The sequence below is a fragment of the Corallococcus sp. M7 genome (assembly GCF_054512695.1).
Map to the genome: position 1 here is coordinate 4,905,660 of NZ_CM137252.1, position 20,888 is coordinate 4,926,547.

Annotated in this window: 14 protein-coding genes; 10 read left to right on the forward strand and 4 right to left on the reverse strand. The window is 69.7% G+C overall.

Annotation, left to right across the window (positions count from 1 at the left end; genetic code table 11):
- Window positions 1-40 precede the first annotated feature (40 nt).
- Window positions 41-3,241 carry an RCC1 domain-containing protein gene (locus ACX114_RS19795; protein ID WP_459299978.1) on the reverse strand — a complete coding sequence of 1,067 codons (3,201 nt, stop codon included), beginning with the start codon at window positions 3,239-3,241 and terminating at the stop codon, window positions 41-43.
- A gap of 209 nt (window positions 3,242-3,450) precedes the next feature.
- Between ACX114_RS19795 and ACX114_RS19800 the strand changes: the two genes are divergently transcribed.
- The 6 genes from ACX114_RS19800 (at window position 3,451) to ACX114_RS19825 (ending at window position 7,417) form a co-directional block, all read left to right on the forward strand.
- A complete protein-coding gene (locus tag ACX114_RS19800) occupies window positions 3,451-3,606 on the forward strand; it encodes a hypothetical protein (RefSeq protein ID WP_459299980.1) in 156 nt (51 codons plus the stop codon).
- Window positions 3,607-3,803: 197 nt separating this feature from the next.
- Window positions 3,804-3,962, forward strand: a complete 159-nt coding sequence (locus tag ACX114_RS19805) for a hypothetical protein (RefSeq protein WP_459299982.1) — start codon at window positions 3,804-3,806, stop codon at window positions 3,960-3,962.
- 71 nt (window positions 3,963-4,033) lie between these two features.
- Complete coding sequence (locus tag ACX114_RS19810; RefSeq protein ID WP_459299984.1) at window positions 4,034-4,588, forward strand: MauE/DoxX family redox-associated membrane protein; 555 nt, start codon at window positions 4,034-4,036, stop codon at window positions 4,586-4,588.
- Between the two features lie 8 nt (window positions 4,589-4,596).
- Window positions 4,597-5,118: a TlpA family protein disulfide reductase gene (locus ACX114_RS19815; protein WP_459299986.1), complete on the forward strand. Its 522-nt coding sequence runs from the start codon at window positions 4,597-4,599 to the stop codon at window positions 5,116-5,118.
- Complete coding sequence (locus ACX114_RS19820) at window positions 5,115-6,980, forward strand: ABC transporter ATP-binding protein (protein ID WP_459299988.1); 1,866 nt, start codon at window positions 5,115-5,117, stop codon at window positions 6,978-6,980. The genes ACX114_RS19815 and ACX114_RS19820 overlap by 4 nt, the downstream gene beginning before the upstream one ends.
- The gene (locus ACX114_RS19825) at window positions 6,980-7,417 is read left to right on the forward strand and encodes a S26 family signal peptidase (protein WP_459300215.1); all 438 of its coding nucleotides are present in this window, start codon (window positions 6,980-6,982) and stop codon (window positions 7,415-7,417) included. The genes ACX114_RS19820 and ACX114_RS19825 overlap by 1 nt, the downstream gene beginning before the upstream one ends.
- Window positions 7,418-7,510: 93 nt before the next feature.
- Here the strand turns inward: ACX114_RS19825 and ACX114_RS19830 are convergent, their stop codons facing one another.
- Together ACX114_RS19830 and ACX114_RS19835 are read right to left on the reverse strand one after the other, a co-directional pair.
- On the reverse strand, window positions 7,511-8,605 hold the full coding sequence (locus tag ACX114_RS19830; protein ID WP_459299990.1) for an RCC1 domain-containing protein: 1,095 nt from the start codon (window positions 8,603-8,605) through the stop codon (window positions 7,511-7,513).
- 147 nt (window positions 8,606-8,752) lie between these two features.
- Window positions 8,753-8,962, reverse strand: a complete 210-nt coding sequence (locus ACX114_RS19835) for a hypothetical protein (protein WP_459300429.1) — start codon at window positions 8,960-8,962, stop codon at window positions 8,753-8,755.
- Between ACX114_RS19835 and ACX114_RS19840 the strand changes: the two genes are divergently transcribed.
- From ACX114_RS19840 to ACX114_RS19855, 4 genes are read left to right on the forward strand one after another with little or no spacing between them, the layout of a single operon-like run.
- Window positions 8,891-13,903 carry an amino acid adenylation domain-containing protein gene (locus ACX114_RS19840; RefSeq protein ID WP_459300217.1) on the forward strand — a complete coding sequence of 1,671 codons (5,013 nt, stop codon included), beginning with the start codon at window positions 8,891-8,893 and terminating at the stop codon, window positions 13,901-13,903. The two genes, ACX114_RS19835 and ACX114_RS19840, sit on opposite strands and share 72 nt — an antisense overlap.
- Window positions 13,900-16,851, forward strand: coding sequence for a type I polyketide synthase (locus ACX114_RS19845; RefSeq protein ID WP_459299992.1), 2,952 nt, complete (start codon window positions 13,900-13,902; stop codon window positions 16,849-16,851). The genes ACX114_RS19840 and ACX114_RS19845 overlap by 4 nt, the downstream gene beginning before the upstream one ends.
- Window positions 16,848-17,603: a thioesterase II family protein gene (locus ACX114_RS19850; RefSeq protein ID WP_459299994.1), complete on the forward strand. Its 756-nt coding sequence runs from the start codon at window positions 16,848-16,850 to the stop codon at window positions 17,601-17,603. The genes ACX114_RS19845 and ACX114_RS19850 overlap by 4 nt, the downstream gene beginning before the upstream one ends.
- Complete coding sequence (locus ACX114_RS19855) at window positions 17,600-19,345, forward strand: acyl-CoA dehydrogenase family protein (RefSeq protein WP_459299996.1); 1,746 nt, start codon at window positions 17,600-17,602, stop codon at window positions 19,343-19,345. Before ACX114_RS19850 ends, ACX114_RS19855 begins: the two co-directional genes overlap by 4 nt.
- A 205-nt stretch (window positions 19,346-19,550) precedes the next feature.
- Here ACX114_RS19855 and ACX114_RS19860 read toward each other — a convergent pair whose 3' ends face one another.
- Window positions 19,551-20,873, reverse strand: coding sequence for a metal-dependent hydrolase family protein (locus ACX114_RS19860; RefSeq protein ID WP_459299998.1), 1,323 nt, complete (start codon window positions 20,871-20,873; stop codon window positions 19,551-19,553).
- Between the last annotated feature and the right edge of the window lie 15 nt (window positions 20,874-20,888).

Sequence of the window (20,888 nt, forward strand, 5' to 3'; positions counted from 1 at the left end):
GCCCAAGGGCGCCTGCCAAACGCAAGCGCCCATCGCCTCGTCAGAGGCTCAGGCCGTACACCTGCACGGGTATGAGGCGGTTCGCGACTGTCGTGTCGCCGAGCTGGCCCGCGTCGTTGAGGCCCCAAGCCCAGACGGTGTCGTCGTGCTTCAAGGCGAGCGAATGGGCGAAGCCACCAGCGATGGCCGCGACGCCTGTCAATCCCTGCACCTGCACGGGCGTGAGGCGTTGGGTGGTTGTCCCGTCGCCCAACTGACCCGCGATGTTGCGGCCCCATGCCCAGACGGTGCCATCTTGCTTCAAGGCGAGCGAGTGGGCGTAGCCACCAGCAATGGCCGCGACGCCCGTCAATCCCTGAACCTGCACAGGCGTGAGGCGCTGGGTGGTTGTACCGTCGCCGAGCTGGCCATCACCGTTGGTTCCCCAAGCCCAGACGGTGCCGTCGTGCTTCAAGGCGAGCGAGTGGAAGTCGCCAACAGCGATGGCCGCGACGCCCGTCAATCCCTGCACCTGCACGGGCGTGCTCCGGGCCCACGTCGTCCCGTCGCCGAGCTGGCCCTGGTTGTTGAAGCCCCATGCCCACACGGTCCCATCCTGCTTCGATGCGAGCATGTGGTTCCCAGTCGCGAGGGCCGTGACACTCGTTAAGCCTGGCACCTGAACAGGCCCATCGCCGAGCTGGCCGAACTCGTTGACGACCCAGGTCCAGACGGTGCCGTCCTGCTTCAAGGCGAGCGGGGGACCTTTGCCAGCGGCGATGGCCGCGACGCCCGTCAATCCCTGCACCTGCACCGGGGTGCGGCGGATCGTGACTGTCCAGTCGCCGAGATGGCCGTAATTGTTTTCGCCCCAGGCCCAGAGGGTGCCGTCCTGCTTCAATGCGAGCGGGGTGTAGGCGCCACCGAGGCCCGCGACACCTGCCAATTCCTGCACCTGTACGGCCCAGGGGCGGCTCGCGACTGTCCCGTCGCCGAGCTGGCCGTAATTGTTGTGGCCCCAGGCCCAGACGGTGCCGTCACCCATCAGGGCCATGCTGTGCCAGCCGCCAGCGGCAACGCGGCGCCTCCCGGAAACGAAGCACGCGGAGCCAGGAGGACCGGAAGCCGCCTCGTCGGTTGCTCCGTCGCAGTCGTTGTCCACGCCGTCGCAGGCCTCCGCCGCCCCAGGCCGGATGCTCGCGTTGGAGTCATTGCAGTCGCCGGCATTCGATACATAGCCCGCGGGCTGGCTGCACTTCTGCAGTGCCTGGGCCGAGGTGCCGTAGCCATCCCCGTCCGCGTCACGAGACCAGGTCTGCGTGGGCACGCCCTCGTCCACCTGGCCGTCGCAGTCGTTGTCCACGCCGTCGCAGACCTCCGTGGCTCCAGGGTTGAGGGCCGGGTTGCTGTCGTTGCAATCCCCCGCATTCGGGGCATGCCCCGCAGGCTGGACGCAGGCCAGGACGGACTGGGACGTCTGGCCGTAGGTGTCGCCGTCCTGATCGCGGTACCACGACGGGAAGGCCAGCCCATCATCCGGCTGTCCGTTACAGTCGTTGTCCTTGCCGTCGCACACCTCGCTGGAAGCCCCCTGCGTCGGCACGCAGTGAATGACTCCCTGCGTGCAATACGTCACCCCCTCGCCGCACACGCCCAACTGACCCGTTGCGCACGCCTGGAGCCCGCCCGGATTCCCCTCGTCCGTCGCGCCATCGCAGTCGTTGTCCAAGCCATCGCACCGCTCGGCCGACGCGGCCTGACGCTGCTGGCACAACACGGTGCCGTTCGTGCACGCCGTCACTCCCGCCGCGCAGACGCCCTGCTGCCCCGTCGAGCACCCCGCCCCGCCGCTGGCGCTGCCGTTGTCCACCACCCCGTCGCAGTCGTCGTCCATCCCGTTGCAGGTCTCCTCCGCACCGGGATGGGTGCTGGCCGAGTAGTCATCGCAGTCGAGGTCCTCCACGTATCCCGGTGACGGCTCGCAGGCCTCCTCGGCGATGTACTCGTCGCCAAAGCCGTCCATGTCGCCATCGAAGTAGAACGTGTTGGCGATGAGGGCCGTCCCCGGCGCCGTCACCGGCGTCGTTGACGTGCTGCCCGTGCCGAGCTGTCCCTGTCCGTTGTTGCCCCAGACCCAGACGGGGCATCCGGGCCGCAGGGCCAGCGTGTGCTGGGCCCCGGCCGCGAGCGCCGTCGCATCCGAGATGCCCGTGACACCGACGGGCGAGGCGCTGTTCGCCGTGCCGCCGTTGCCCAGTTGGCCCGACGCATTGTGTCCCCAGGCCACCGCCAGGCCATTCCCGATGATGGCCAGGGAGCTGTTGTGCCCGGCGACGAGCTTCGTCACCGCGAAGACGCCATTCACCGGAACGGGCGTCACCACCGGCGTCGAACTGGTGCTGCCCGTGCCCACCTGGCCGAAGGTGTTCTGCCCCCACGCCCACACGTTGCCGAACTGCTCATCGACGATGAGGGAGTGGCCCGCGCCCGCCGCGACGGCCTTGGCGAGCGGCAACCCCGCGACCTGCACAGGAGTCGCCACCGCCGCGCTGGTGCTGCCCGTGCCCACCTGGGCGGATGAGTTCAGGCCCCAGCCCCACACCTTGCCGTTCGCATCCAGGGCCAGCGCGTGGTTCACGCCCGCGGCCATGGCTCGCACGGTGGGCAGGCCTTGCACCACGACAGGCGTGGCCACCGCAGCGCTCGTGCTGCCAGTGCCCATCTGCCCGGAGGCATTCTGGCCCCAGGCCCACAGCCGGCCGTCCGCGCCCAGCGCGAGCGAGAAGTTCCCGTTGGCCGCGATGGCCTGGATGCCGGTGAGCGCCGCGACCTTCGTGGGAACGAGCACCGGGCTCCCCGAGGTCCCCAGGCCCGCCTGACCGGAAGCATTCTGGCCCCACGCCCAGACGTTGCCGCTCACGTCCAGCGCGAGCGAGTGTCCGATGCCCGCGGCAACGGCCTTGATGGAAGGCAGCCCATAGACACGGCCCGGCTGCGACTGGGGCGTGCCGCTGGTGCCGCCAGTGCCGAGCTGCCCCGTGACGTTCTGGCCCCACGCCCACACCGTTCCGTCCTTCTTGAGGAACAGGGAGTGATAAGCGCCCGCCGCAACGGACTGGGGAACCTTCACGCTCGTGAGCGCCTGTTCCGCGGTGGCGGTCTCGATGTCACCGGATGCGTCTGGCTGCATCCCTCCGCAGCCCATGGCCGCGAAAAGCCCCACAGCCAGAATCACCAACCAACTGCTGCTCACTCGTTTCACGAATGCCCCCGGGAAAGGGGGCGCTATAGCCGATATGTAAATGTTTTTGCTCGTGAGTCCACCCTGCCCCCAATGAGTCAATCGCGCGGCGCGTTGTTCTGTTTTTGCTAATATTTCTTTTATTGGCCGGTTTCGCTGAAAAACCTTCAGGAGGTAACGTTCGTATCGCGTCGAGAATCCCTCTCAACGCATACCCAAAGGACCCCACCATGAAGATCCTCAAGGCGATGAGCGACCGTTTCCTGAAGCTGTTCCTGTCCGAGGTTTCCGCAGGTGCGTGCGTCATCAACCATGGCGAGTGCTGCAACACCCGGCGCATGAGCCACAACTGCTATGGCATCTGCACCAAGTCGCCCGTCTGCTGATTCCCGCATCATGACCACGGCTGGACGTGCCACGGCGCGTCCAGCCGTGCCGCGCAAGGCGCGCCGCGTTAATCCTTGAATGCCAAGATTGCGAGAAAGCCCCCTTTCGCCGCAGAACCTTCGGGAGGTAACGTTCGTGTTGCGTTTGAGTGGATGTTGTTCACCCCCCTCTCAACGCGTCCCGAAAGGACCACACCATGAAGATCCTCAAGACGCTGAGCGACCGCTTTCTGAAGCTGTTCCTGTCCGAGGTTCCCGCTGGCGCCTGCGTGCCCTCCAACGGCGAGTGCTGCACCACCAAGCGCAAGGTCCACAACTGTTACGGCATCTGCGTCGCGTCGGTCGGCTGCAAGTGACCTCTGTTTCATGAGGCCGCGGCTGGACGCGCCCCATTGGCGTCCAGCCGTTGTCCCTGGGAGTTCTTCCATTGAGCGCGGTCAATCTGGCGTGTCGCCTGATGCTGTCCCTGGTGTTCGTGGTCGCCGCCTTCGGCAAGGCGCGCGGACGCAAGCCCTTCGAGGACTTCATCCAGACGCTTGGGAACTTCGGCCTTCCACCCTCCCTGGTGGGCTCGCCGCTCGCGGCCACCTTGATCCTCGCGGAGGCCGCCTCCGCGGTCCTGCTGCTCTTGAACGTGGCCGCGGGCTATGCGCTGGCGCTGGCGCTCCTGGGCGGCTTCACGCTGGGCATCGCATGGGTGTTGCGCCGGGGCGCCAGGGTGGCCTGCCGGTGCTTTGGCGCCAGCAATACCCCCGTGGGCGCGGCGCACCTGGTGCGCAATGGCCTGCTGCTGGCCATCACTGTCGTGGGCGCCGTGAGCCACGCGGCGGCCTCGGGTGCGTCCGTGACGGTGGCGATGGGGGCCATCGCGGGGACCGCCGGAGTGCTGGCCGGAGTCTTCGTCACGCGTTGGGACGATCTGGTGTTCCTGATTCGCGGACCGGAGCCCCTGGCCGCTTCGTCGCGAGCCCGAAGGAGCTGAGAGAGACGATGGTTGAAATCCTTGTCGTGGGTGGCGCCATCCTGGCCGTGCTGGTGGTGCTCAACCTCTTGCTGACGCTCGCGCTCATCGGCCGGCTGCGGAAACTCCAGGAGACGGTGGCCAACCAGGTCCCCACCCGGGACCCTGCCCTTCCGCTGGAGGGGGACAAGGTGGGCCGCTTCGAGGCGACCACGGTGGAGGGCGATTCCGTCACGGATGCCGTCCTGGCGGAGGGGCAGACCCTGATCGGCTTCTTCACGCCGGGCTGCCGGCCCTGCTCCTCGGTGCGCGAGAAGCTCATCGCCGCGCCACCCGGAATGCCGATCCTGGCGTTCATCGAGGGAGGCCCCGAGGACCCGGACGTGGTCTCGCTCGGCGCTTCGCTGAAGCAGGTGGCCCGGGTGGCGTACCTGAACGATGGGGACTCCATCACGCGGGCGATCAAGCAGGCCGGCTACCCTACCCTCGTGCTCGTCGATAAGGGCGTGGTCACCGCCGCGGGGCACTTCGTGCACGAAGTCCTGCCATGACCGGGCCGCGGAACGCGCGGAGACTCGTGCGTGAGGTGCTGCGCACGGTGCGGGCGGCCGTGGTGCTCCAATGGCGTTCGGCTCCGCTGGCGTCGGCCTTCGCGTTCGCGCTCACGCTGTGCACCGGCTCCGTGGCGGCCGTGGGCGGGTGGCTCACCAAGCAACTGCTGGACGAGCTGAGCCGTGGTGCGCTCGCCGACACGCAGCGGGCGCTCACGCTCGCGGTGGGCGCCGCCGCCGTCGCCGGGGGCTCCATGGCGGTGCTCAACGTCACCGAGTACCTGGCCGGAGTCATCCGCTGGCGCGTCACCATCGAGGTCGAGCGCACCCTCTTCGCGAAGGTGGTGGCGCTGGAGGGCCTGCGCCACTTCGAGGACCCCGCCTTCCACGGCCGGCTTCGCCTCGCGAAGGAGGCCGCCCTGGACGCGCCCCAGCAGCTCGCCGAGTTCGTGCGCGCCATGGTGCGCACGCTGGTGTCGGTGGCGACGCTGAGCGCCGTGGTGCTGATGGTATCGCCGCCCATGGCGCTGCTGCTGCTGCTGGCGGGAGGCGTGGCGTTGGCGGCGCAGCTCGCGCGCAGCCGGTGGTTGGTGGAGCTGACCGCGGCGCTCGTGCCCACGTACCGCTGGAGCGACTTCTACCGCTCGCTGCTTGTGGACGTTCGTGCAGCCAAGGAGAGCCGGCTGTTCAACCTGGGGGATCTGCTGCTGGAGCGGATGGTGGCGTCGCTGCGGAAGGCGTCGAGCCAGGAGCTGGCCGTGACGCGCAAGGGGTTGGGCGTGCAGGCGGCGCTGTCGCTGCTCACGGCCGCGGTGGCCGCGCTGGGGGCCTTCATCGTCGCGCGCGGGGCGCTCCGGGGGCAGCTCCAGCTCGGGGACGTGGCCCTCTTCCTCGCGGCGGTGGCGGGCATCCAGAGCGCCTTCAACGGGCTGCTCTCGCAGATCGAGTTCGCGAGCCGCAGCATCCAGACGTTCAAGAACTACCTCGACATCATCGAGCTGCCGGTCCGCGCGGCGGGGCCCTCGCGTCCGGTGGCGCCGCTGCGACATGGCATCGAGCTGCGCGACGTCTGGTTCCGCTACGACGCCAGCGGCCCCTGGGTGCTGCGCGGCGTGAACCTCTTCATCCCGGCGGGAGGCTCGGTGGGGCTCGTCGGCGTCAACGGCGCGGGAAAGAGCACGCTGGTGAAGCTGCTGTGCCGCTTCTACGACGTGGAGCGCGGGCAGATCCTCTGGGACGGCGTGGACGTGCGGGAGCTGGATGCCCCGGCGCTCTGGGCGCGGATGACGGCGACCTTCCAGGACTTCATGACGTACGACTTCAGCGCGGCGGAGAACATCGGCCTGGGGGACGTGGCCCGGCTGAAGGACGGCGCGAGGATTCGGGACGTGGCGCGGCTGGCGGAGATGGACGCCACGCTCGCCGCGCTGCCGGCGGGCTACGACACGCTGCTGAGCCGCGTCTTCGCGGGAGAGGAAGACGACGCGCCAGCGGGAGTGTCGCTCTCCGGAGGCCAGTGGCAGCGGGTGGCGCTGGCCCGCTCGCTGATGCGCGAGGACGTGGACCTGCTGGTACTGGACGAGCCCAGCTCCGGGCTGGACGCGGCCGCGGAGTTCCACATCCACCAGACGCTCGAGCGCCACGGTGCGGGCCGCGCGCGGCTGCTCATCTCCCACCGGATGAGCGCGCTGCGGAGCGCGGACAGGCTCTACGTCCTCTCCGACGGCCGCGTCATCGAGCAGGGCACGCATGACGAGCTGATGGCCGCGGGTGGCGAGTACGCACGCCTGTTCACCCTCCAGGCCAGCGGCTATCAGGACGAGCGTGTCGCCTCACGGACCACGTCGCGGGAGGTCGCGTGATGCTCGCGGCGATGGGCGTGGGCGCGGGGCTCCTGGTGGCGGGCGCCGCGCTCACGGCCTGGGCCCGGCGCCGCTGGCTCGTGGTCACGGTGCGAGGCAACAGCATGTCGCCCACGCTGCGCGACGGTCAGCAGCTCCTCGCGAGGCGCCGAGTGGGAGACGGCGGCTACGCGCGCTCCGACGTCATCGTCTTCCTGCTGCCCGCCGAACGGCTGGCGGTGATGAACGCGGAGGACCCGCCCTACCTCATCAAGCGGGTGGCCGCCGTCGCGGGAGATCCAGTGCCGGACTGGGCGTGGGCGAAGATTGGTGCCAACGGCCAGACGCGCGTCCCGCCCGGCAAGGTGGTGGTGTTGGGAGACAACGCCGACAACACCCAGGACTCACGGCAGCTCGGCTACATCGACGCCGAAGCAATCATCGCCGTCGTGCGATGACATGGCCCAGAACGAGGACCTCAGGATTGACGTCGCGGCCTGACATTGTACGGAGACGGACTGGGGGACATTGGGCGCCATCCGCTGCTCTTCCTAGAGTCCTTGAACCTGCACCGGCATGGACCGGTTCGTCGTGGTCCCGTCCCCGAGCCCGCCGAGCCCGTTGAAGCCCCACGCCCAGACGGTGCCAAGTGTGTCCATGGCCAGGACGTGGTTGCTCCCAGACACGAAGCTGTAGAGTCCAGGAACGCCTTGCACTTGAACCGGCAGGAGCCGGTCCACCTCCGTTCCGTCTCCCAACTGGCCAAGGCTGTTGGAGCCCCAGGTCCACAGGGTGTAGTCCAGCTTCCGTGCCACGAAGTGGTCGGCACCTGAAACGACGAACGCCGCGGTTCCAAAAACTCCCTGCACCTGCACCGGCGTGGAACTGGAGTTCGTCGTTCCGTTCCCCAGTTGGCCGTGGCTGTTGTCCCCCCAGGCCCACAGGGTGCCGTCCAACTGCGCCACCACCGTGCTGCGGCGGCCGGCAGCGACGCTGATGATGTTGGTGAGCCCTGGCACCTGTGCCGGCGTCGACCTGGACGTCGTCGTGCCATCGCCCAGTTGGCCGTGAAAGTTGCTGCCCCAGGTCCAGACGGTACCGCCCGCCTTCAGCGCCACGGTGTGGTGGGCACCTGCGGCGAAAGCGATGGTCCCGTTGAGGCCCTGGACCTGAACCGGAGTTTGGCCGTAGCCGCTCCCCCAGGTCCAGACCGTGTTGTTCGACTTCAGTGCCACGGAGTAGCCGTCACCCGCGGCGACGGCGACCACCCCGGTGAGGCCCTGCACCTGCACCGGCGTTGAGCGATCGGCCGTGGTCCCGTCACCCAACTGGCCGTTGGCGTTGCTTCCCCAGGCCCAGACGATGTCATTCGATTTTATCGCCAGGCTATGGGTAGCGCCCGCGGCGACATCGGTCACCCCGGTGAGGCCCTGCACGTGCACCGGCGTTGAGCGGTCGATCGTCGTCCCGTCGCCCAACTGGCCGTTGGCGTTGTAGCCCCAGGTCCAGACGGTGCCATCCACCTTCAAGGAGATGGAATGTGCCTCGCCTGCCGCGAGCATCAGCGTGACGGGGTTCCCCGAGAGCTTTTGCTGGACGACGCCCTGGGTGCTGCCCGTCTCGCCCTCCGCTCGCAAGCCAGCCACCACCAGTCCAAAAGCCAGGCAGAGCCACCCACTTCGACTGTGTCGCCTCATGACGTACTTCCCCGCGTAAGCAATGAGGGCGGGACTTTACGGGGAGTCATGATGTCTTCGCCGGGAGGCAGACCTGTCTCACGGTGTTTCACCGGGTCATGTAAAATCCTGAAAACGGCCCAAATCCGCTAAACGCCTGATTTTCTTCGGACGGGTGCGGCGCCGGTTGGAGGATTCTTGCTGCCCCCCGTCCATCAGCTCGTCGAGCGACGAGCGACCGAACTTTCCTCCCAGATCGCCGTTGCCTCCCGAGCCCGCTCCCTCACCCATGCCGCGCTGAATGCGCACGCGAACCGGGTGGCTCATGCGTTGATCACCCGGGGCGCCGGACCGGACGTCCTCGTGGGCGTCTGTCTTCCTCGAAGCGTGGAGCTGGTCACGTCCGTCCTGGGCGTCCTCAAGGCCGGAGCCGCCTGGCTTCCCCTGGACCCGGCCGCCCCTCCTGAGCGCCTGCGATACATGGCCGTCTCGGCGGGGACCCGGTTCGTCATCGGCACGGGACCGGCCGTGGAGCGGCTCGCGGCGGACGGCGTCCAGGTCCTGGCTCCGGAGGCATCAGCGCTCCAGTCGTTCCCGGACGTGAATCCGGGCGTCACCGTCCAGCCGGATCACCTCGCGTACGTGATCCACACCTCGGGGTCCACCGGGCTGCCCAAGGGCGTGATGGTCAGCCACCGGGCGCTGTCCGCCTTCACGGAGTACCACCTCGACACGTTCGGCCTGTCGCCCACGGACCGCATCGGCGTGGTGGCCTCGGTCGGCTTCGACGCCTTCGTCATGACGCTCCTGCCGTCGCTGGCCGCGGGGGCTCGGCTGGAGCTTCCGCCCGACGAGGAGACCCGCCTGTCGCCCCAGCGGCTTCAGGACTGGCTCCTGGCCCGGGACATCTCCTGCGTTTTCCTTCCCACGCCGCTGGCCGAGCGTGTCCTCCCTCTGTCCTGGCCCGAATCCTGTGCCCTGCGCCTGATCCTCACCGGCGGCGACCGGCTGCACCTGCACCCCAGGCCCGGGCTGCCGTTCCAATTCGTGAACGGCTACGGCCCCGCCGAGTGCACCATCTACAGCACGTCCGGGGTCGTCCCTCCGGGTGACACATCGGCATGGGAACAGCTGCCCTCCATCGGCCGTCCCATTGGCGGCGTGGAGGTGCACGTCCTCGATTCGGACCTGCGGCCCGTGGCGGATGGCGAGACCGGGGAGCTGTTCATCGGCGGCCCCGGTCTGGCTCGCGGTTACGTGGGCACGCCGGACCTGACCGCGGACCGCTTCATTCCGGATCCCTTCTCCCGCTTCGGCGGTGAGCGGCTGTATCGCACGGGAGACCTGGGGCGCCGGTTGCCGGATGGCTCGCTGGAGTTCCATGGCCGCTCCGACCGGCAGGTGAAGGTCCGTGGCATCCGCATCGAGCCCGCGGAGATCACGGCCGCGCTGCTGACCCATCCACACGTCGGGGCCGCGCACGTGCTGGCTCGCAGCACCGAGGGCCAGGACGTCTTCTTCGTGGCGTGGTTCGCGCCGAAGGACGCTCGCGCCGTCCCCGGGACGGAGCAGCTCCGCGAGCACCTCCGCGCCTGGCTCCCCGAGGCCATGCTCCCCCGGACCTTCGTCGTCGTGGACGCCCTACCCCTGGGCCCCACCGGCAAGGTCGACGTCCGGGCGCTGCCGATGCCCGATGCCCACGCGACCCGGAGCAGCGCCTACGTCGCGCCTCGCACGGAGCTGGAGCGTGGGCTCGTCCAGGTGTGGCAGGAGGAGCTGCGCCTGGAGCAGGTCGGCATCGAGGACGACTTCTTCGAGCTGGGGGGCCACTCGCTGCTGGCCACGCGGATCACCGCGCGGGTCGCGGAGGTGCTGGGGCTCCCGCTGTCGCTGACGGAGCTCTTCTCCCTCCGCCGCATCTCCCAACTGGCGAACATGCTGGAGCCACGCCGGGCTGTTCCCGCGAAGGACGTGCTGCCTCCCGTGGTGCGCGTCGCCGACCCCGAACGGGCCACCCTGTCCGTGCAGCAGGAGCAGGTCTGGTTCCTCCAGAAGCTGTCCCCCGGCAGCATCTCCTACCAGGCGCAGACGACCCTCCGCGTGCTGGGCGGACTGGACCTGGCGGTGCTCGAACGCGCGCTGACGGAGATCACCCGGCGCCATGAGCTGCTGCGGACGACCTACGAAGAAGTCGACGGCCGGCCGTGGCAGCGTGTCCTTCCCGTGACGCCGGTGCAGGTCCCGCTGATTGACCTGTCCGGGCTGCCCCCGGTCGAGCGTGAACAGCGGCGTGAAGAGGCGCTCCGCCAGGAGCTGCGGCGGCCCCTGTCGCTCTTCGAACCGCCGCTCGTGCGGTGGACCGTGGTCCGCCTGGCTCCGGACGATCACGAGCTGGTCCTCGTGGAGCACCACGTCGTCCACGACGGCGTGTCGTTCTCCGTGCTGATGCGGGAGCTGGACGCGCTCTACAACGCGTATCTGCGCGGTGAGCCCTCGCCGCTCCCGGAGCTCCCGGTGCAGTACCGCGACTTCGCGGCGTGGCAGCGCGAAGCGCTCGACGGTCCGGCCATGAAGGCCCAGATCGACTTCTGGCGGAAGCGGCTGGCCGGTGCTCCGGAGGTGCTGCCGCTGCGCACCGACCATCCGCGTCCCCGCGTGCAGACCTTCAACGGTGACCTGCTCCGGCTGGAGCTGCCGCCCGCCCTGCCCGGTGCCCTGCGCGCGTTCTGCCAGCAGGAGGGCGTGACGCTCTTCAACACCCTCTTCGCCGCCTTCGCCACGCTGCTGCACCGATACACCGGCGAGCAGGACCTTTGCATCGGTTCGGCGTTCGCGGCGCGGGCCGGCATCCGGAACATCGAGAATGTCATCGGGATGTTCGTCAACGCCGTGGTCCTCCGGTGTGACGTCTCCGGCGCGCCGTCGTTCCGCGAGCTGGTCCGTCAGGTGCGGGACCTCACCGTGGCGGCGGCCGAGCATCAGACGTATCCGTTCCTCAAGCTGATCGAAGCCCTGGGCGTGAAGCGCGACCCCAGCCGCAATCCGCTCGTACAGGCCATGTTCAGCTTCCATGACTCCGCGGTGCGGAGCCCCCGGCTGGGTGATGCCTCGTGCACCATCTTCGAGCGGGGCAATGGGTCGTCGAAGGTGGACCTGGATGTCGTCGCCATTCCGCACGCGGGCCGGCACCTGGGCGACCGCGAGCGCGGTGATGCGCGCATCTCGCTCATCTGGGAGTACAACCGGGACCTGTTCGACCGCTCGACCATGGAGCGGATGGCCGCGCACTTCCTCCGGTTGCTCGAGGCCGCGGTGGCCCGTCCCGAAGTGCCGGTGTCGCGACTGCCGATGCTCTCGGACGCGGAGCGGCAGGTCCTCCTGGCGAATGGATCCACGAAGCCTGTCAGCGCGGATCCACCCGTGCATCAGCAGGTCCTGGCGCAGGCCCTCCGGACTCCTGACGCCGTGGCCGTGCGCGACGAGGCAGGCACCCTCACCTACGCGGAACTGGTCCGGCGCGCGACGCTGCTCGCCGAGCATCTTCATGCGCACGGTACGGGCGCGGAGTCGGTCGTCGGTGTCTGCGCGCCTCGTGGCGCGGAACTCGTGACGGCCGAGCTGGGTGTGATGCTGTCCGGAGCCGCGTTCCTGCCGCTGGATCCGGAGCATCCGGCTGAACGCATCGCGCTCATCCTGGGGGACGCAGGCGTGCGTCGGGTGATCACCACCGGGCCGCTCGCGGAACGGCTCCCCGCCACGGTGGAGCGTGTGCGCATCGAGTCCTTCCATGGCCCCGGCACGCTCCAGGGAGGTCTGCCCACGAAGGTGCGGCCCGGGCAGCGGGCCTATGTCATGTACACGTCTGGCTCCACGGGCGTTCCCAAGGGCGTGGTGGTGGAGCACGGCGCGCTGGCCCACCTCGTCGGGTGGCACCGGCGCGCGTTCGGCCTGACAACAAGCAGCCGCACCACGCTGCTCTACTCGCCCGCGTTCGATCCGTCCGTCGCGGAGCTCTGGCCTGCCCTGACCGCGGGCGCGACGTTGCATGTCCCCGGACAGGACGTGCGCCTGTCCCCGGAGCGGCTCCAGGCGTGGCTCCTCTCCGAGCACATCACCTTCACGGACCTGCCCACCGCGCTCGCGGAACGACTGCTGGCCCTGCCATGGCCGGCGTCGTGCGAGCTGCGCACGGTGCTCGCGGGCGGTGACCGGCTCCACGCGCATCCCGTGCCCGGACTCCCGTGGCGGCTGTTCAATCAGTACGGCCCCACCGAGACCACCGTGACTGCCACCTCCGGCGAGGTGCTGCCCACGGGCCCCGTGGAGACACTGCCCGACATCGGCCGGCCCATCGACGGGACCACGGCCCATGTCCTGGACGCGGAGCTGCAACCTGTCCCCACGGGCGTCGCGGGCGAGCTGTACATCGGCGGTGCCGGTGTGGCGCGCGGCTATCTGAACCGCCCGGACCTCACCGCCGCGAGCTTTGTCCCCGACCCGTACGCGGCACATCCAGGCGCGCGCATGTACCGCACGGGCGACCGGGTCCTGCTCCGTGTGGACGGGACGCTCGAGTTCCTGGGCCGCATGGATGCGCAGCTCAAGATCCGGGGCTTCCGCGTGGAGCCCGCGGAGGTCGCTGTCCGCCTGCGCACGCATCCGGGACTCGCGGAGGCACATGTCCGCGCGTGGAGCCCTCCCGGTGGCGCGCCGCAACTGGTCGGCTACCTGGTGCCCCTCGCGGGTCAGGCCGTGCCCACACCGGCGCGGCTGCGTGAGCACCTGTCGCGTGAGCTGCCTGCGTACATGATCCCCTCCGCGTACGTGGAGCTGAAGGCGCTGCCGCTCACCCACGGTGGCAAGGTGGATGAACGGGCGCTGCCCGAACCCACGCCCGGAACCCAGGCGCCTCGGGTCCCGCTCGCGAACGAGGCTGAACAGCGGCTCGCCGGCATCTGGTGCGAGACGCTGCGCCTGGAGCACGTGGGCGCGGAGGACAACTTCTTCGACCTCGGTGGCCACTCGCTGCTGCTGGCCCAGGTGCAGTACCTGCTGAAGCACCGCATGGGCCATGACGTGCCCATGGTGACGCTGTTCGAGTTCCCCACCGTCCGTGCGCTCGCCGGTCATCTCCAGGGCCGTGACGATGGTGGCGAGGCCGAGGCCGCGCAGGCGCAGCGTCAGGAGCAACGGCGCAGTGGCCGTGCGCGCTTGCTCGGGCGTCAGGGCCGGCTGTCGGCGGACCGCTCGCGGGAGGAAGTGGAATGAGCGCGTCCCTCGACGTGATGGAGGAAGAGGACCGCTCGGCGCACCTCGCGGTGGTGGGCCTGGCGTGCCGGCTTCCCGGTGCGGCCACCGCGGCGGAGTTCTGGTCCAACCTGGCCGGCGGCATCGAGTCCATCACCTTCTTCGGTCCAGACGGCCAGCCCTGTGCCGGGCCTCCCACCGAGCGCGCCGTGGGCGAGGAGGTCCCCGCGTTCGGTCTGGTCGCGGATGCGGACCGGTTCGACGCGCAGGCCTTCGGGATGTCGCCGCAGGAAGCGCTGATGCTGGATCCGCAGCACCGGGTGTTCCTCGAGTGCGCGCGGGAGGCGCTGGAGGATGCCGGGTATGATCCGGCTCGATACCGGGGCGCCATTGGCATCTACGCCGGGGGCAGTGAGACGGACTACCTGTCCGCGCTGCGGGCCCGGAGGGACCTGCTGGCGGGTGCCAGTGACTGGCAGCTCCGGCTGGCCACGGGCGTGGACTTCCTCACCAGCCGCGTGGCCTACAAGCTGGGCCTTCGCGGGCCGGCCGTCACGGTGCAGACCGCGTGCTCCACGTCCCTGGTCGCGATCCACCTGGCCGCGCAGGCGCTGCTCGCGGGGGACTGTGACATCGCCTTGGCAGGCGGCGCGTCGGTGCATGTGCCGCCCCGGTTCGGTCACTACAGCGAGGGCGGGCCGCTGTCCCCGGACGGCCGCTGCCGCGCGTTCGACGCTCGGGCGCAGGGCACGGTGGGCAGCAACGGCGCGGGGATCGTGGTGCTCAAGCGGCTCGCGGATGCGCTGGAGGATGGGGACACCATCCGCGCCGTCCTCCGAGGCACCGCCGTCAACAATGACGCCGCCGGGAAGATCGGCTTCACCGCGCCGAGCGTGGAGGGCCAGTCGCGCGTCATCGAGACCGCCCTGCATGCCGCGGGCGTGGACCCCGCGAGCATCAGCTACCTGGAAGCGCACGGCACCGGCACGCGGCTGGGGGATCCCATCGAGGTCGCCGCGCTGACGAAGGCCTTCGGTGCCCGCGAGCCCCGGTCCTGTTGGCTGGGATCGGTGAAGACGAACATCGGCCACACGGATGCCGCGGCGGGTGTGGCGGGCTTCATCAAGACGGTGCTCGCGTTGGAGCACCGGAAGCTGCCACCGAGTTTGAACTTCGAACGGCCCAACCCGGAGATCGACTTCGAGCACGGCCCCTTCCGCGTGAACGCGGAGCTACGGGACTGGGACACCGGCGGTCATCCGAGGCGGGCCGGCGTCAGCTCGCTGGGCATTGGCGGCACCAACGCGCACGCCGTGCTGGAGGAGGCCTCTACCCTGCCCGCCTCCGAACGTTCGCGCACCCCGCAGTTACTGGTGCTGTCGGCCCACGGTCCCGCCTCACTGGCGCGTGCGGTGGATCGGATCGGAGGGCACCTGCGTGCGCATCCGGAGGTGGACCTGGGTGACGTCGCCTGGACGCTCCAGATGGGACGCGCCGCGCACAAGCACCGGACGTTCGCGGTGGGCCAGGACCCCGCGGAGGTCCTTCGCGCCCTGTCGGAACAGGATGGCTCCACGCACCACGAAGCCGGCGAGCGCCAGGTGGTGTTCATGTTCCCCGGCCACGGTGGGCAGCACGTGGGCATGGGGCGGGAGCTGTACGGTTCGCAGCCGGCATTCCGAGAAGCCGTGGACGCGTGCCGTGCGCACCTGACGCCGCTCCTCGGGTTCGACCTGGGGACGGTGCTCCATCCGGATCCCACGGATGCCGCCGCGCTGGAGCAGGCCTCCGCCCGGATGGGCGAGTTCGTCACCGGTCAGCTCTCCGTGTTCGTCATCGAGTACGCGGTGGCGCGGCTGTGGAAGCGCTGGGGCGTGCAGCCCGCCGCGGTCGTGGGCCACAGCCTGGGGGCCTATGCCGCGGCCACGGTGGCCGGGGTGTTCCGTCTGGAGGACGCGCTGCGGTTGGTCCTGGAGCGCTCGCGCATCCTCGCGAGTCTGCCCGCCGGGGCCATGCTGGCCGTGCCGTTGCCCGAGGCGGAGCTGGCGCCCCTGCTTCACGGAGACCTCGCACTGGCGGCCGTGAACGGGCCCGCCCAGTGCGCGGTGTCTGGCCCTGCGGCGGAGATCGAAGCGCTCCAGGCGCGACTGATGGAGCGCGGTGTGGAGTCGAAGCTGCTGCGCATCCCGGGCGCGGGACATTCGCCGCTCGTCGAGCCGTCCCTGGCAGCGTTCACCGCCTGCGTCCAGCGAGTCGAACGGCGTCCTCCCCAGCTCCCGTGGATCTCCGACCGCACGGGTGTGGCGGTCACGGCGGAAGAGGCCGTGGACCCGGACTACTGGGCCGCTCATCTGCGCCACACCGTGCGCTTTGGCGACGCGTTGGACACGTTGTTCGCCGGCCCGCCAGGTGTGTTCCTGGAGGTCGGGCCCGGACGAACCCTGGCGACGCTGGCGCGCCAGAACCCTGGTGCAGGGCCGCACCTCACGGTGGCCACCCTGCCCCATCCCTCGGACAACACGTCCGATGCGGTCAGCGCGCTCACCGCCGCGGGACGCCTTTGGAGCGCGGGCGTCGCGATCTCCTGGCAGGGACTCCACGGGGGCGTCCCTCGTCGCCGGGTGCCGCTGCCCACGTATCCGTTCGAGCGGCAGCGCTACCTCGTCGACGCGCCCGCCACCGTTGCAACAGTGTCACCACCGCCCGAACCTGAAACCACGGCGGTGCCGGAACTGCCCGAGGACGAAGTCGTGCGCCGGGTTGCCACCGCGTTCGCGGAGGTCCTGGGGCTGGCGAGGGTCGGGCTCCACGACAACTTCTTCGCGTTGGGCGGCGACTCGTTGATGGCGGCGCAGGTCATCGCGCGGTTGCGTCCGCATGTCGCCACGCCCCTCAAGGTGAAGGCCCTCTTCCGCGCGCCCACCGTGGCCCGCCTGACGCGCTTCATCGCGGAATCGTCCCCGGCATGACCCCGACTTCTCCCTGGCTCGCATGCCGCATCCGGCGTCCGGAAGCCTCCGTGCGCCTCTACTGCTTCCCGCACAGCGGCGGCTCCGTGGGCGAGTACGTCCGCTGGGCGGACCTGCTCCCGGACATCGAGGTCTGGGGCGTGCAGCTTCCGGGTCGAGGGGCGCGGGCGGAAGAAGCACCGTTCACCCGGCTGGACGAACTGGTGGACGCACTGGTTCGCGCGGTGGACTTCGGATCCTCCTTTGCCTTCTTCGGTCACAGCCTGGGGGCGTTCGTGGCCTTCGAGACGGCCCGCCGTCTGCGCGACCTGGGCCGCGTGCTTCCCGAGGCGTTGTTCCTCTCCGCGGCTCCAGCCCCGCAGCTCCCACCACGAGGCATCCCCGCGAGCCACCTGGACGAGGACGGACTCCTCACCGCCCTGGAGCCCACCTACGGCGAGCTGATCCACGAGCTGCGCGAGGACGAAGAGCTGCGCGAGCTCATCCTCCCCGGCCTGCGAGCGGACCTGCTTCTCGTGGAGTCCCACCGGCACCAGGACCGCGCTCCCCTTCCCTGCGCGATGACCGTCACGGGCGGCACCCAGGACGACCTGACCCGCGCTGACCTGGAGCCGTGGAGACTCCACACCTCCGGGCCCTTCGCGCTCCACCTGCTGTCCGGTGGGCACTTCTACCTTCGCGACCCGGAACCGAAGTCCACCCTCCTGCGCCTCATCGCGGAGACCCTCTCCAGAAGGACACCGACTCCATGAGCCACGAGCCACTGCACCCCGCCACCCGCAGCCGCGAGGGCTTCCTGGGCCAGCTCTTCGCGGGGAGGCTCCGCTGGGATCTCGTCCGCGCGTTCCCCGAACAGGACGCCGGGGAACGCCGTCAAGGCGACGCCGTCATCGCGGAGGTCGAGCAGTTCCTCCAGGAGCACGTGGACCCGGACGAGATTGAGCGCACGGGCCGCATTCCGCCGGAGCTGCGCGAAGCCCTGCGTTCACGCGGCTACTACAAGCTCCAGGTGGAGCGGGAGCTGGGAGGCCGAGGCCTCTCCATGCTGAACACGTTCCGCGTCATCGAGGCCGTGATGAGCGTGTGCCTGCCGGTGGGCTACACGCTGGCCATCCACAGTGGCCTGGGCGCGGGTGCCATCATCGAGGCCGTGCAGGACGGCCCCCTCAAGGACTACGTCCGAGGCCGCGTCGCCGAAGGAGTCATCTCCGGCTGGGCCGACACGGAGCCCATCGGAGCCTCCGTGCGGCGCGCGTCCACCACGGCCGTGCCCACGGAGGACGGAACGGCGTATGTCCTCAACGGGGAGAAGGTCTTCATCGGCAACGGCTCCATCGCGGATCTGCTGAACGTCACCGCGACGCTCCAGGAGGACGGTCGCGAGCAGATCAGCCTCTTCTTCGTGGAGACCACCAGCCCCGGCTTCCACGTCCGAGCCGAGCACGGCCTGATGGGACTGCGAGGCCTGCCCATCGCCGCGCTGAGCTTCGACAACGTGCGGGTGCCGAAGGAGCGCATGCTCGCGATGTCGCAGGAGCACTGGCGGAACACGCCGCTGCTGGAGCCGCTCAGCGCCCTGGGCCGCATGTACATCATCGTGGCCGCGTCGCTGGCGCTCTCCAAGAAGTGCCTCCAGTGGTCGCGAGGGTTCCTCCACCGGCGGCTCGCACAGGGGCGCAGGCTCGGTGACTTTGATGAGATCCAGCGCCAGGTGTCCGCCACGGCGGCGGAGGTCTTCGCCATGGAGAGCGTGGCCCGCTGGAGCCTCACGGGCGTGACGGCGGACACCCTGCCCCTGCGCTGGTTCGAACAGGTCGCGGCCAAGAACATCGCGTCCCTGACGTGCGCGCGAATCACGGACCGGACGATGTCGCTGCTCGCCGCCGAAGGCTACGAGACGTCGGAGAGCAAGGCCGCCCGGGGCGCCACGCCGGTCCCGCTGGAGCGCACGTTGCGTGATGCCCGGGCCTTCCGGGTCGCGGGAGGCGTGGACTTCCTGGTGGACCACAAGGCCGCGAGGGAGGGCCTCTTCTCCCTCTATTACCCATCGGCCTCGCACGCGGCGGAGCTGGAGTCGCCCCCGGTACCCCTCCCCGGGGAAGAACACCTCTCCCCGCGCAACCGCGACCATCTCCAGCACACCGCCCGGGAGGTGCACCGGCTCGCGAAGCGAAGCCTGGACCTGTCGCGCCGCTACCCGGACGCGGGAGCCCTGCACGCGAAACAGCGGACGCTCATCCTGATGAACCAGCTCTGCAACGAGCTGTTCACGATGTCCGTCACGCTGGCCCACGCGTCGGCCCTGGCTTCACGCGGCCAACCCCAAGCCGACGCACTGGCGGACATCTACTGCACCGCCGCGCGCTACCGCCTGGAGGACCTCTGGCGCCAGGCCGACGCCGAAGCGGAGCCGGACTTCTCGGGCGTGAGCGAACGCTGGCTGACGGGGGACACGCTCGACTTTCTGCTGCGCGATGTGCTCCTCCGGAAATGAGCTTCATGGCGCGTCGCGCAAACAGCCGCCATGTCGTCAGGGAGGCTTCGCTTCTTTGAGCCCACACGGGCCGAACCGTCCGCCGGGGGCAGAGTGAGCCAAAACCTGTCGGACAGTCGGACAGGTTCGCGGACCTCGCGGCCCGGGGGCGCTCAGGCCCAGGGTTTGACGCGGGCGGTCAGCGTGGTGCTTGGGGCCGCGAGCTTTACGGTGCGGCGCGTGAGGTCGTCGCGGTGTCGTCTCGGTGGATGACGCCTTCCTTCATCACGAAGAAGACCTTCTGCGTCACGCGGATGTCCTGGAGCGGATTGCCCGGCACGGCGATCACGTCCGCCAGCTTCCCCGGCTCCAACGTCCCCAGCTTGTCCGCCACCCCGAGCAGCTCCGCCGTGTTCACCGTGGCGGTGCGCAGGGCCTCAGCCGGTGTGAGCCCTGCCTCCACCAACAGCGCGAACTCCGCCGCGTTGCGCCCGTGGGCGAACACTCCCGCGTCCGTGCCGAAGGCGATGCGCACGCCCAGGGAGATCGCCTTGCGCAGCACGTGCTCCCGCCTCCGGTCCACCGCTCGCAGCTTGGCGACCGTGTCCGCCGGGAGCTTGCCCTGATCCGCCAGCTCCTTGATTCCGAAGAACGCGAAGGCCGTGGGCACATACCAGGTGCCCTTCTGCTTCATCAGCGCCACACCTTCATCGTCCATCAGCGTGCCGTGCTCGATGGAGTCCACGCCCGCGCGGATGGCGCGCTTCGCTCCTTCCGCGCCGTGCGCGTGCGCGGCCACCTTGCGCCGGTGCGCGTGCGCTTCGTCCACCACCGCGTCCAGCTCCGCCTGCGTGAACTGCGGCGCGTCCGGGTCCGCGTTGAGGCTCATCACGCCGCCCGTGGCGCAGACCTTGATGACGTCCGCGCCGTACTTCACGTTCTCGCGCACCCTGGCGCGCAGCGCGTCCGGGCCATCCGCCACGCCGGGGCTCGCGTCGTGGGCCAGCAGCCCCTTGCGGAACGAGTTGCCGTAGTCACAGTGCCCGCCCGTGGAGCTGAGGCTGGACGTCGCCGCGAGGATGCGCGGCCCCACCACGAGGCCTCGCGCGGTGGCGTTGCGCAGGCCCACGTCGATGAAGTCCTCCGCGCCCAGGTTGCGCACGGTGGTGAAGCCGGCCATCAGCGTCGCCCGGGCCCACGGCAGCGTGTCCAGCGTCTGCTCGGGGATGGTGCGCTGGAAGCTGTCGACGAGGTCCTTTCGCCAGTCCGGACCGGGCTCCACCGTCAGATGCGTGTGCGCGTCCATGAAGCCCGGCAGCAACGTGGCGTCGCCCAGGTCCACGACGCTCGCGCCTTCCGGCACCGGCGCCTTCGGACCCACGCCCACCACCCTCCCCTCCGACACCACCACCACACCCGGGGTGACGACCTTCCCCGCCTTCGCATCGAACAGGCGGGCGGCTTTCAAGACCTGGACCCGGGCGGGTTCAGCGGCGGAGGCGGAGGACAGCGACCACAGGAGGGAGCCGAAGAGCAGAGCGCGTCGCAAGGTCCGGCCATGCTA